Below are 10,547 nucleotides of genomic sequence, written 5' to 3' on the forward strand. Positions count from 1 at the left end.
GCGGGAGGGTGGCGTGAGCGAGCTACTGACGGGTGAAGGGCAGTTGCGTGGGCAGGGTGGCGGCACTCCGGGTTCCTCGGGTGCGGGCTTCTCCCTCGACTCCGACACCTTCGATGCGGAGCTGGATGCCTGTCTGGATCTCGCCCTCTTCTCCGGCCCGGCGCGGAACACCGACGAGGTGCCTGAAGTCGCGGCGACGGGCTCCATGCGCACGCTGCTCGACCTGGCCTCCTCCGAGGAGTCCTGGCTGGAGTCGCTGCCCCCGTCTTCGCGCGAGGAGGCGGAGCCCGCGCTGACGCTGTCCGCCGAGGCCGCCAACGTCGTCATCCCCGAGTGGCTGCGCGCGGAGGAGTCGACGTCGACGTCTCTCGCCAACGGCCTTCACGATGCGTCGTGCGGCGCCGTGACGTCGTGGGACGCCGCGCCGCAGTCGAATGTGTGGGCCGCGCCCGGCTCTCCCGCCGAGGCCTATTCGCCGCAGCCGTGGATGCCCTACGCGGCGCCGGAGCCCGAGGCCCCGGCGCCCGTCATCGCCGACGTCTCCACGCGCATCCTGGGCATGAACCCGCTGTCCTTCGTCAGCGCGGTGGCGATGGGCGCGCTCGCCGCGGGCCTGCTGGTCGTCGCGGGCCTGCGACTGACCGCGGGCGATGATCAGCGTGCGTCCGTACCGCAGGGTATGGGCTCCTTCGCGCAGGGCGTCGCGGGCATGCAGAGCCTCACGGGTGCGCAGGGCACTGCGGGCACGCAGGGCTTCACGGTTCCGCAGGGCTTCACGGTTCCGCAGGGCGCCACGGGCATGCAGAACCTCACGGGTGCGCAGGGCGTCGCGGGCACGCAGAGCCTCAAGGGCGCTCAGGGCCTCACGGGCACGCAGGGCTCCGCCGGTGCTACCAGCCCCCAGATCATGCTGCCGGGCTGGCAGGCTCAGCCGGGCACGCCTGACTTCCAGCAGGCCATCGCGTCCGCCGTGGGCGGCGTGAGCACGTCCGCGCTGACGGAGGCGCAGCGCGCCGCGCAATCCCTCACGCCGAACACGCCTGTGCTCGCGGGCCCGGCGAACGTGGGCCTGACCACCGGCTTGCAGACGCTGGCCCCGGAGGCCCCGCGTCCCACCGCGACGGCGGCGGTGACGAAGAAGGCCCCCGTGGCGCCTCGCGCCGCCACGCTCGAGACGACGGAGGAGGACACGGGCGAGGTCCGCGAGCTGTCCTTCGGCAGCGAGATCTCCGCTGAGGAGCTGGCCCAGGCCCGCCAGGCCGCCGCCGAAGCCGAGGCGGAGGAGGCCGCGCCGCCGGGGTCGGAGTTCGACGAGGACTTCGCGCGCGAAATGGGCTTCACCGAAGAGGCGGAGGCCAAGCGGGCGGAGGCCGAGAAGAAGGCCCAGGAGAAGACCGTCTACGTCCCGCCCGCGCCCAGCGCCTCCGAGCACGAGCGCCTGTCGCCCTCGGATGTCACCAACGTGGTCGTCACGAACCAGCCGGCCATCGCCACCTGCGTCCAGAACTTCAAGGCCGGCACGGCCCTGGAGAACGGCGGCCGCTTCCAGATGCGCTGGTCGGTGGACACCTCCGGCACCGTGTCCGGCGTCGCCATGGAGACCGAGGCCCTGCGCGGCTCCCCGCTCGCTGGCTGCATCGAGGACCAGGTGCGCACCTGGAAGTTCCCCGTGCACCGCGTGGCCATGGACGCCCCCGTGCGCTTCCCGTTCGTCTTCTAGCTGGACAGCGACAACATGCACGATTATGTATATATGCAGCCATGCATGCTGACGTCTTCCAGACCCTGGCCGACCCGACGCGCCTGCGCATCATCGAGGCGCTGAAGGGCGGCGAGCACGCCGTGAACGACCTCGTCGACCGGGTGGACATCCACCAGTCGGGCGTCTCACGGCACCTGCGGATCCTCCAGGAGGCGGGCTTCGTCCAGGTCCGGCCCGAGGGGACGAAGCGGCTGTACTCGCTCTGTCCTGAGCCCTTCAAGGAACTCGATGCCTGGGTCACCGGGTATCGCAGTCTCTGGGAGGCCCGCCTCGACCGGTTCGGCGAGGAGCTCGAGCGAAGACAGAAGGCGCGTGTGGCCTCACGCAAGAAGGAGGACACCCCATGACGACGCACCCCCAGGCCGCCCCGCAGCGGAGCATCACGTTCGAGCGGACCTATCCCTCATCCCTCGATGACGTGTGGGAGCTCTGGACGACGAAGGACGGCATCGAGTCCTGGTGGGGCCCGGAGGGCTTCACCGTGACGGTCCATGAGATGGACCTGCGCCCGGGCGGGCTGCTGCGCTACGCGATGACCGCGACCGCGCCGGAGCAGGTCGCCGGCATGAAGCAGGCGGGGCTGCCCCTCTCCAGCGAGGTGCAGGTCACGTACACGGACGTCACGCCCCAGCGCCGGCTGGCGTACACGCACCGGGTGGACTTCATCCACGGCGTCACGCCCTACGACGTCTCCACGGTGATCGAACTCCAGCCGAGCGGGCAGGGCGTGCGCATGTCCGTGACCTCCGGCGCCATGCACAACGAGGAGTGGTCGAAGAGGGCGTCCATGGGCATGGAGAGCCAGCTCGGCCGGCTCGCGAAGCGCCTCCAGCGCTGAAGCCTCCACAGGAACCAGGGCACGCCGTCCGGGCGGCGTTATCCTCTCCTCCGCCATGGCGAAGCGAACGCCTCCGGAGCCGGAGGGTCCAGACCCCATCGAGTTGCACCTGTGTCACCGTTGCCTGGTGCGGCTGCCGGTGGACGCGGGCGGGGTGGACCTGCCGCGCCGGGTGCGTGAGGCCCTCAAGGCCCACGGGCTTGGAAGCCGCACCCAGCTCATCCCCGCGTCCTGCCTGGGTCACTGCCCCACGGGGCTCGTCACGGTCCTCGTCGTCCCCGACGCCACGGCGCGGGGCACGCACGCCAGGCTCATCGCCCCGGAGGCGGACGGCGAGGACCTGGCGCAGCACCTGCTCCAGGGCCTCGCGAAAGCCGGGCCGCCTTGAGCAGCGCTTCCATCATGGGCACGCAGCTCGCCGTGCCCGTGCCGGCAATCGCATACGCGGTACCGTGATCCGGTGACGTGCGCGGCACCGGCAGCCCCAGCGTCACGTTCACCGTGCGCTCGAAGTCCAGCGCCTTGGCCGGGATGAGCCCCTGGTCGTGGTACATGGCCAGCACCACGTCGTACTTCGCGCCCACCTCGTCGGGCCGCGCGAACAGGCCGTCCGCGGGGATGGGCCCGTGGGCATCCACCCGCTTGGAGCGCGCGCGGCGGATGGCGGGACCAATCACCTCCACCTCCTCGCGCCCCAGCATCCCGCCCTCGCCCGCATGCGGGTTCAACCCCAGCACGGCGATGCGCGGCTTGCGGCCCACCACCGGCTCCAGGCTGCGCGACAGCAGCTGGAGCTGCGCGACCAGCTTGTCCACCGTCAGCAGCTTCGGCAGCGCGGAGATGGGGACGTGGTTCGTCGCCAGCGCGATTCTCACGCGCGGCCCGTCCATCATCATCAACACGTCCACGCCGAACGCGTCCGCCAGCACCTCCGTGTGGCCCATGAAGGGGATGCCCGCGCGGGAGATCTCCTCCTTCGACACCGGGGCGGTGCACAGCGCGTCCACGGAGCCCGCGCGCATCGCGTCGATGGCGGCCCGCACGTACGCGTACTGCGCCCGGCCTCCCTCGCGCGACGGCTTGCCCGGCACGCGGTGCTTCTCCTGAAGGCGCGTCACCTCCACCACCGCCGGCCCCGTGGTGCGGCCCAGGTCCTCCAGGGCCACGCGCGGGAAGCGGCGGAAGAGGGGGAAGCGCTCCAGCGTGGGCCCGTCCCCGAACACCACCGGCACCAGCGCGCGGCGCACCGCGGGCCGCGCCAGCGCCAGGGCCGTCACCTCCGGCCCGATGCCCGACACGTCCCCCAGCGAGATGCCCACGCGGGGCAGCACGGACGACGCGGTGGCCACCGGGGCGGCCTTCACATCTTCACTTCGACGTTGGCCTTGGCGCGCAGCTCCTGGACGTACTGGTCCAGGAACTTCTCCGTCTTCTCGTTGAGGAGCTTGGCCTCCAGCTTGGGCTTCATCTCCTCGTAGGAGGACACGGACACGTTGCGGCGCTCCTCCACCTTCAGGATGTGCCAGCCGAAGTTGGTGCGGATGGGCTCGCTCACCTCGCCCTGCTTGAGGTTGAAGGCGGCCTTCTCGAACGCGGGCACCATCACGCCGCGCTTGAAGTAGCCCAGGTCGCCACCGTCCGCGGCGCTGGGCCCCTCGCTGCGGGCGCGCGCCAGGGCGGAGAAGTCCATGCCCGGCCGGCGGGCCTCCTTCGCGATGGCCTCCGCCTTCTGCTTCGCGGCGGCCACCTGCTCCGGCGTGGCCTTGGCGTCCACCTGCACCAGGATGTGGCGCGCGTGCACCTCCACGTCCTCGCCCTCCAGGCGCGTGTACTGCGTATAGGCGGCCTTGAGGTCCTCCTCGGTCACCTTCACCTTGGGGCCCACCTTCATGCGCAAGAGCTTGTCGCGCACGACGCGCTTGCGGAGCATCTCCCGATAGCTGGCGAGCGTGTAGCCCTCGTTCACGAGCAGCTGCTCGAACTGCTGGATGTCGGGGACGTTGTTCTGCTTGAGCACGTCCTGCACCAGGTCATCCACCTCCGCTTCGGTGGTGGTGATGCCCAGCTGCTGCACCTCCGCCTCCATCAGCTTCTCGCCGATGAGCGTGTCCAGCGCGGTCTTCAGGAGCTGCGCGCGCTCGTCCGCGCGCTTGCGCGGGTCGGGCTCCGAGCTGAGCCGCTGCATCTCCGGCGCGGCGCGCTGCTGCACCTCCGACATCGCGATGACGTCGCGGTTCACCACCGCCGCCACCTTGTCCACCAGCTCCGCGTGCGCGCGCGAGCCGCCCGCGAGGAGCATCACCGCCGCCAGGAACGCCACCAGGTTCTTCATCGCAACGACCCTCTCCACGAAACCCCGGCTGGGCCAACCGCGAGGCCCCCGGAAAAGTCCTTCACTTCGCCGCCTGCGGCACGGGCCGCCCGCGGATGGCCTGCAGCGTGGCCTCGTTCACCACCACCTGGGCCTTGTCGCGCAGCTCCTTCTCGAAGGTCTCCTGCGCCTGCGCCCGCTTGGTCTCCAAGAGCCGCCCCTCCACCTTCGAGCGCACCTCCGCCAACTCCCGCTTCCGCGGCGGCCGGCGGTCCAGCACCTTGAACAGGTGGTAGCCGTACTCCGTGGACACCACGTCCGAAACCTGCCCGACCCCCAGCTTGAATACCACCTCGTCGAAGGCCGGCGGCATCTGTCCCCGGGGGAAGAAGCCCAGGTCGCCTCCCACCTTGGCGTCCGCGCTGAGCGAATAGCGCCGCGCCAGGTCGGAGAACTTCTTGCCCGCCTTGAGCTGCGCCTGGAGCCGGCGTGCCTCGTCCAGCCCCTTCACCACCATCTGCGCGGCCTGGACCTCCTCCGGCTCCTGGAAGTCCGCCTCGTGCGCCGCGTAGTACGCGCGCAGCTCCTCCTCCGTCACCGCCACGCGCGAATAGACGTGGTGCGTGAAGAGCTTCTCGATGGTGAGCCGGCTCGCCTCGCGCGCGCGCAGCTCCGCCATGGACAGCTGCCCCGCCGCGAGCACCTCGTTGAAGTTGCCCGCCGGGTAGTCGCCCGACAGCCGCAGCACGCCCCGGTCCACCTCTTCGGGCGTCACCGCGATGTTGTTCTGCTTGGCCGCCTGCAACAGCAGCATCCGCTTCACCAGCGTGTCCACGAGCGCGCGCTTGAAGGGCTCCACCTCCTCTGGCGTGGGCTCGGGCCCTTCCGTGGTGGCCAGCTCCCGCGCCAGCTCCTGTTCGAAGTCGGTGCGGCTCAAGGACTCGCCGTTCACGGTGGCGACCACCGTGGGGTCCGGCCCCTCCTGCGTCGGCGCACGGCAGCCGCCCAGGCCCACGCCCAGCACCCCGGCACCGAGCACCAGGACGGTGGACCACGACAGCAGGGAGGCGCGGAGGGAAGCAGGACGCATGCGCGAAGGCCTCGGGGGGACAGCGGGGGACCTTCCACGGTGGTGCCGGGCCGCGGGGCTTTCAAGCGGGACGTCACGGCCGGGATGGGAAGCGAACGGAAGGACCCATGGGACGGCCTCCCGGGTAGCACGACGTCACGGCCCCGACAACCCGCCGGCCACCGGGCGGCCTGGGGCCGCTAGAGCTTCGTGGCATTGGAAGTCAGGAAGGCTTCCACCTGGGGAAAGATTTCATCCGGCGCCTTGCGGCCCAGGATCAGGTCCGCGTGGCCGTAGTCCTCCGCGAAGCCATGGCCGCGCCCCGCGACCAGCATCTTCACCGGCCCGCCCAGGTGCTCCTTCGCCCGGGCCACCGCCAGCGGCGGCGCGAGCAGGTCCCGGCTGCCGGCGATGAGCAGGAAGGGGATGCGCACCCCGGCGAGCGGCTCGCGGTAGTCGAACTCGCCGTCATAGGAGGTGAACTTGCTGGAGATGATCCACCGGGCGAACTGCCGCCCCACGCCCCCGGCGATGTCCGCCGGCACGTTGGCCAGTGCCCAGCGCACCACCTGCGGATCCATGTTCTCCGCCAACATCATGTAGCGGGTGAGCGGCCCCGGCGGCGCCCCGAAGAAGGCGATGCTGGTGACCCGGCGCGTGGGGATGACCTTCAGCTTGAGCAGGGGCTCCACCCGCTGCACGAAGGCGCGCAGCCCCGGCTGGACCGCGAAGGTGAACGGCGCGCCCAGCGACACCGCCGCCTTCACCGGCGCCTGGGGGTTCTTCGCCAGGTGGGCGTAGAGCATCAGCCCGCCCTTCGAGTGGCCCACCCAGAGGACCTGTTGGGCACCGGTGGACAACACCGTGCGCAAAGCGGTTCTCACATCGTGTTCCGCCTGATCATCAAAATTCCAGTCAGCGGCGGTTCCGGCCAGCCCGCGGCCGCGCAGCTCGATGACCCAGGTCTCGAACCCCGCCCGCGCCAGGTAGCGCGCCAGGCTGTACTGCTCGTTGAAGTCCATGTGGAAGCGGTTGGCTCCCAGCCCGTGGCACAGGATGACCGGCTCCGCGTACCGGCGCTCGCCGCGCGGGTGGTAGCGCCCCAGCGCGATGGCCGCCCCGTCGTCGGTGGGCACCCTGTAGAGCTCATCCGGCTTGAAGCTCAGCGTGAGCAGGCCCTCCTTGCCGCGCTCGACTGCTCGCGTGAAGAGGTCCGCCATCCGGCTCAACCGGGGTGCCGCAGCCTGTCGTGGTGTCACGCTTCTCAGTCTACGCCCGACCCCCGACCAATGCCGCCGTGTCGCACAGGGACTTTCATGGGACGGCAGGGCAGTTGCAGGAGGTACGACACGTTCGCTGGGAGGTCACGGAAATGCGGCAGGGCCGGGGTTTCAAGGAAGTGTTGTCATCCTTCATTGCCACAGTTTTTCCCACAGATACCCTCCTGGGTGCCCTGAAGGTGATGGAACGGCACCATGTGCGCGTCGTTGGAGTCGTGGGCGCGGAGGGAGGGTTGGTGGGGGTGGTCCACGAAGCACACGTGCTGGCGGCCTGGCGGGCGGATCCGCTGGCGCCGGTGTCGGACATCATGGCGCGCGTTCGCAAGCCGCCGGCGGCGGGGCTGGGGGACATCGGGCATCGGCGCCTGCACCGGGCCCGGCTGGCTGCTCGGACCCAGAGGAGGCAGAAGCTCTTCTGACGGCCGGAGCCCGGGCGGTAGGATGGGGGTGTCGTGTCAGAAGCCGCCCCCGCCGCCTGGACCGTGTACATGCTGCGCTGTCGCGACGGCACGCTCTACACGGGCGCCACCAACAACCTGGAGCGCCGGCTCGCCACGCATGGGCGGGGCAAGGGAGCGGCCTACACGCGCGCCCGGTTGCCGGTGGTGCTGGTGTGGAGCGAGCCCGCCGAGGACCGCGGCGCCGCCCTGCGCCGCGAGGCCGCCATCAAGCGGCTCACGCGCGCGGACAAGCTCAGGCTCTGCTCACGGCGACCCGGAAGACGGTGACGCTCGTGCCCATGGCTTGTTGGCCGCGCGGAGCTTCAAGGCGGCGGGGAGTGCGAACCGAGTGACATCTGGCGGCCGACGGTCGTCGGTTTCATCGTCTGGTGATGATCCACCCTGGCCCCCGGGTGGGTATACGGAATCCGGGGCTCGAATTAGGGTGTGGACGTTCCTTGCAGGGAGATGTCCATGCCTCGGTCTCGCTCGTTCTTGTTCGTCTTGCTCGCGCTGGGAGGGGTGGGGGCTGGCTGCTACCCGACGCCCAACCACATGCCCATCATCCTCGCGGGGCCCCGTCCCCTGGGCTCGCCGTCGACCCCGGGCGGGCTGAGGTTCGAGGAGGGGACGGTCATCCAGCTCCAGTTGGAGGTGAAGGACCAGGACAACGACGAGGTCTTCTTCCGCTGGTCGCAGGTGCCCGCGAATCCGGCCGGCGCGTTCAGCAGCACCACGGTGGCCACGCCCACCTGGACGGTGCCCTCGCCTCCGGAGGACCCGAACACGCCCATCTACCTCTGGGTCGAGGTGGAGGACGGCAACGACGGCGTGCTGATTGGCCAGTCGCCGGCCCTCTACGTCATCGCGAAGTAGCGCGGGCCTAGCCTGCGGCGGTGGCCGTGGGCGGCGGGGAGCCGGGCCGCTGCTTCGCGCGGCTCCGCGCGCGCACGGCGACGAGGATGGCCACCACCAGGCCCACGCCCGCGCCAATGGCCGCGCCCAGGAGCTGGTAGTGCATCAGCGACGCCGTCACGCTGCGCACCACCTCCGGCAGGTTGCACATGGTCTGCGTGGCCAGCGGCGTGCTGTTGTTCCACTCGATGTACGAGGGGGCCGCGAGCGACGCGATGAAGGTGCCCAGCAGCGTGCCGGCCAGGATGAAGATGAGGAATGTCTTGAACAGGGACATGGGAGGGTTCTCCTCGGCGGGTGGGCGGCGGGCCGTCCTTAGTATGCGTCCGCGCGCCGCGAAAGGGGCGAAGGCATGCTAAGGGAGGCAACGTGCCGCTTCTGCCACTCGCCATCCTGTTCGGGGTCGCCTCGCTCGTGTGCGCGGTCATCCTGGTGATGCACGCCTTCCGCCGCAGCGTCGGCACGGGGGTGATGGTGCTGCTCATCCCCTGCTACATGCTCGTCTACGCGTTCAGCCAGTTCGAGCACCCGCGCAAGAACCTCATCGTCGCCGGCTTCCTGGCCAGCACCGTGCTCACCGCGGTCTTCCTGGGCATGGGCGTCCACGAGTTCGCGGACGTGGCGGCCCGCACCCCGCCGCCCGGCTTCTAGCCTCCCGCGAAGGCACGACCCATGGCCGGGCCCGTCGCCAGCACCCCGGGTGCCCGCTGCGCCCGGCATCCGGACGTGGCCGCGGTGGCCCTCTGCGCGCGCTGCGGCGGCTTCCTGTGCGGCGCCTGCACGGAGGTGCGGGGCGAGACCGCGTACTGCGAGCCCTGCCTCCAATGGCGCATCCGGAACACCCGGCCCTCGCGCGCGGCGGCAGTGCTGCTCGTGGCGAACCTCGTCGCGCTCGGGCTCCTGCTCCGGTTGCTGCCGCCGGTGGCGTCGCTGCTCGCGGGCGGGGCTGGCGCCTTGCTGGCCGTGCGGGAGTCGCGGCGCATCACGCGAGGTGGAGGCGCGCCGCGAAGCCGGCTGCTGGCGCGGGTGCTGCTGGCGCTGTCGGCGTTGAACCTGCTGGCCGTGGTGCTGTGGCTCGCGCTGGGCGCGTATCTCTGGTTCCGCGTGCGCTGAAAGGCCTGGCGGACGAAGACGTCACACGCCGCGCGCGTTGGGGTCCCAGAGGTACTTGTGCATCTGGAGCTGGAAGCGCACGGGGAGCCGGTCCTCGATGATCCACTCCGCGAGCTGACGCGGGTGGAGCTTGTCGAAGACGGTGGAGAACAGGACGCTGTAGGGCTTCGTGCCCAGGCGGTGCTCGGTGATGAGCGCCCGTGACCACTCGTAGTCCTCGCGCGAGCCGATGACGAACTTGAGCTCGTCGTTGGCGTTCATCGACACGAAGTTGCGGTAGTCATTGCGGTCGCACTCGCCGGACGAGGGCGTCTTCATGTCCACGATTTTATGGACGGCCGGGGGCACGAGCCGCACGTCGATGGCGCCGCTCGTCTCCAGGAGCACCTTGAGGCCCGCGTCGAGCAGCGACTCCATCAGCGGGTAGACGCCGGGCTGGAGCAGCGGCTCGCCACCCGTCACCTCCACCGCGGGCGTGTTCAGCGCCAAAATCTGCGTGACGATGTCCGCGTTCTTCATGCGGTTGCCGCCGTGGAAGGCGAACTCGCTGTCGCAGTACGTGCAGCGCAGGTGGCAGCCCGTGAGGCGGATGAAGGCGCAGAGCAGGCCCGCGTGGGAGGACTCGCCCTGGAGCGAGAGGTAGATCTCCTTCACCACCACGGAGTCGGCGGAAGGGGCGCGGCGGGGCTCGATGTGCGGGCGTGCGACAGGCATGGCGGACGGTGCGGAGGGGCGCATCAAGCGCACCCGGGGGGTCCGGGTCAAGCCCGGTGCTGCATCCCGGGACGAACGCGCCCCGGAGGGCGGGGATTCCGGGGC

General features: G+C 70.6%; 15 protein-coding genes. 9 read left to right on the forward strand and 6 right to left on the reverse strand.

Annotated elements, in window-relative coordinates; all coding sequences use genetic code 11:
- The 4 genes from D7V97_RS32950 to D7V97_RS32965 all read left to right on the forward strand — a co-directional run.
- Nucleotides 1-1,720 (forward strand): AgmX/PglI C-terminal domain-containing protein (locus D7V97_RS32950; protein ID WP_233583376.1); only part of this gene is annotated, 1,720 nt, incomplete at its 5' end.
- 41 nt (nt 1,721-1,761) lie between these two features.
- The gene (locus D7V97_RS32955) at nt 1,762-2,109 is read left to right on the forward strand and encodes a helix-turn-helix transcriptional regulator (protein ID WP_120614585.1); all 348 of its coding nucleotides are present in this window, start codon (nt 1,762-1,764) and stop codon (nt 2,107-2,109) included.
- The gene (locus D7V97_RS32960) at nt 2,106-2,600 is read left to right on the forward strand and encodes an SRPBCC domain-containing protein (RefSeq protein WP_120614586.1); all 495 of its coding nucleotides are present in this window, start codon (nt 2,106-2,108) and stop codon (nt 2,598-2,600) included. Before D7V97_RS32955 ends, D7V97_RS32960 begins: the two co-directional genes overlap by 4 nt.
- A gap of 55 nt (nt 2,601-2,655) precedes the next feature.
- Entirely contained in the window at nt 2,656-2,988 is a 333-nt protein-coding gene (locus D7V97_RS32965) for a hypothetical protein (protein WP_120614587.1), read from the forward strand.
- Here D7V97_RS32965 and pdxA read toward each other — a convergent pair.
- The 4 genes from pdxA to D7V97_RS32985 form a co-directional block, all read right to left on the reverse strand.
- Nucleotides 2,912-3,964, reverse strand: coding sequence for a 4-hydroxythreonine-4-phosphate dehydrogenase PdxA (pdxA, locus tag D7V97_RS32970; protein ID WP_233583377.1), 1,053 nt, complete (start codon nt 3,962-3,964; stop codon nt 2,912-2,914). The two genes, D7V97_RS32965 and pdxA, sit on opposite strands and share 77 nt — an antisense overlap.
- Nucleotides 3,961-4,932, reverse strand: a complete 972-nt coding sequence (locus tag D7V97_RS32975; RefSeq protein WP_120614588.1) for a peptidylprolyl isomerase — start codon at nt 4,930-4,932, stop codon at nt 3,961-3,963. The genes pdxA and D7V97_RS32975 overlap by 4 nt, the downstream gene beginning before the upstream one ends.
- A 61-nt stretch (nt 4,933-4,993) precedes the next feature.
- The gene (locus tag D7V97_RS32980) at nt 4,994-6,001 is read right to left on the reverse strand and encodes a peptidyl-prolyl cis-trans isomerase (RefSeq protein ID WP_120614589.1); all 1,008 of its coding nucleotides are present in this window, start codon (nt 5,999-6,001) and stop codon (nt 4,994-4,996) included.
- A 179-nt stretch (nt 6,002-6,180) separates the two neighbouring features.
- Nucleotides 6,181-7,200, reverse strand: coding sequence for an alpha/beta hydrolase (locus D7V97_RS32985; RefSeq protein ID WP_120614590.1), 1,020 nt, complete (start codon nt 7,198-7,200; stop codon nt 6,181-6,183).
- 152 nt (nt 7,201-7,352) lie between these two features.
- Here D7V97_RS32985 and D7V97_RS32990 point away from each other — a divergent pair, with 152 nt between their 5' ends.
- The 3 genes from D7V97_RS32990 to D7V97_RS33000 all read left to right on the forward strand — a co-directional run bounded on the left by D7V97_RS32990 (nt 7,353) and on the right by D7V97_RS33000 (nt 8,576).
- On the forward strand, nt 7,353-7,679 hold the full coding sequence (locus D7V97_RS32990; protein ID WP_120614591.1) for a CBS domain-containing protein: 327 nt from the start codon (nt 7,353-7,355) through the stop codon (nt 7,677-7,679).
- A 69-nt stretch (nt 7,680-7,748) separates the two neighbouring features.
- Nucleotides 7,749-7,988: a GIY-YIG nuclease family protein gene (locus D7V97_RS32995; RefSeq protein WP_120614598.1), complete on the forward strand. Its 240-nt coding sequence runs from the start codon at nt 7,749-7,751 to the stop codon at nt 7,986-7,988.
- Nucleotides 7,989-8,174: 186 nt separating this feature from the next.
- Nucleotides 8,175-8,576: a hypothetical protein gene (locus D7V97_RS33000; protein WP_147445072.1), complete on the forward strand. Its 402-nt coding sequence runs from the start codon at nt 8,175-8,177 to the stop codon at nt 8,574-8,576.
- Between the two features lie 7 nt (nt 8,577-8,583).
- Here the strand turns inward: D7V97_RS33000 and D7V97_RS33005 are convergent, their stop codons facing one another.
- Nucleotides 8,584-8,892: a hypothetical protein gene (locus tag D7V97_RS33005; RefSeq protein WP_120614593.1), complete on the reverse strand. Its 309-nt coding sequence runs from the start codon at nt 8,890-8,892 to the stop codon at nt 8,584-8,586.
- Nucleotides 8,893-8,984: 92 nt separating this feature from the next.
- Between D7V97_RS33005 and D7V97_RS33010 the strand changes: the two genes are divergently transcribed.
- Together D7V97_RS33010 and D7V97_RS33015 are read left to right on the forward strand one after the other, a co-directional pair.
- Nucleotides 8,985-9,266 (forward strand): hypothetical protein, encoded by a 282-nt coding sequence (locus tag D7V97_RS33010; protein ID WP_120614594.1) that lies wholly within the window; start codon nt 8,985-8,987, stop codon nt 9,264-9,266.
- A 21-nt stretch (nt 9,267-9,287) separates the two neighbouring features.
- A complete protein-coding gene (locus D7V97_RS33015; protein ID WP_120614595.1) occupies nt 9,288-9,728 on the forward strand; it encodes a hypothetical protein in 441 nt (146 codons plus the stop codon).
- Between the two features lie 21 nt (nt 9,729-9,749).
- Here D7V97_RS33015 and D7V97_RS33020 read toward each other — a convergent pair whose 3' ends face one another.
- Entirely contained in the window at nt 9,750-10,442 is a 693-nt protein-coding gene (locus D7V97_RS33020) for a radical SAM protein (protein ID WP_120614596.1), read from the reverse strand.
- Nucleotides 10,443-10,547: the final 105 nt, after the last annotated feature.

The organism is Corallococcus sp. CA053C, assembly GCF_003611675.1.
GTDB lineage: Bacteria > Myxococcota > Myxococcia > Myxococcales > Myxococcaceae > Corallococcus.

What these genes read in the sequence shown, in the direction of transcription:
- D7V97_RS32960 (WP_120614586.1), top strand. Translation starts at nt 2,106, where the DNA reads ATGACGACGCACCCCCAGGCCGCCCCGCAGCGGAGCATCACGTTCGAG.
- D7V97_RS33015 (WP_120614595.1), top strand. Translation starts at nt 9,288, where the DNA reads ATGGCCGGGCCCGTCGCCAGCACCCCGGGTGCCCGCTGCGCCCGGCAT.
- D7V97_RS33000 (WP_147445072.1), top strand. Translation starts at nt 8,175, where the DNA reads ATGCCTCGGTCTCGCTCGTTCTTGTTCGTCTTGCTCGCGCTGGGAGGG.
- D7V97_RS32995 (WP_120614598.1), top strand. Translation starts at nt 7,749, where the DNA reads ATGCTGCGCTGTCGCGACGGCACGCTCTACACGGGCGCCACCAACAAC.
- D7V97_RS33020 (WP_120614596.1), bottom strand. Translation starts at nt 10,442, where the DNA reads ATGCCTGTCGCACGCCCGCACATCGAGCCCCGCCGCGCCCCTTCCGCC.
- D7V97_RS32980 (WP_120614589.1), bottom strand. Translation starts at nt 6,001, where the DNA reads ATGCGTCCTGCTTCCCTCCGCGCCTCCCTGCTGTCGTGGTCCACCGTC.
- D7V97_RS33005 (WP_120614593.1), bottom strand. Translation starts at nt 8,892, where the DNA reads ATGTCCCTGTTCAAGACATTCCTCATCTTCATCCTGGCCGGCACGCTG.
- D7V97_RS32990 (WP_120614591.1), top strand. Translation starts at nt 7,353, where the DNA reads ATGCGGCAGGGCCGGGGTTTCAAGGAAGTGTTGTCATCCTTCATTGCC.
- D7V97_RS32985 (WP_120614590.1), bottom strand. Translation starts at nt 7,200, where the DNA reads ATGGCGGACCTCTTCACGCGAGCAGTCGAGCGCGGCAAGGAGGGCCTG.
- D7V97_RS32965 (WP_120614587.1), top strand. Translation starts at nt 2,656, where the DNA reads ATGGCGAAGCGAACGCCTCCGGAGCCGGAGGGTCCAGACCCCATCGAG.
- D7V97_RS32975 (WP_120614588.1), bottom strand. Translation starts at nt 4,932, where the DNA reads ATGAAGAACCTGGTGGCGTTCCTGGCGGCGGTGATGCTCCTCGCGGGC.
- D7V97_RS32955 (WP_120614585.1), top strand. Translation starts at nt 1,762, where the DNA reads ATGCATGCTGACGTCTTCCAGACCCTGGCCGACCCGACGCGCCTGCGC.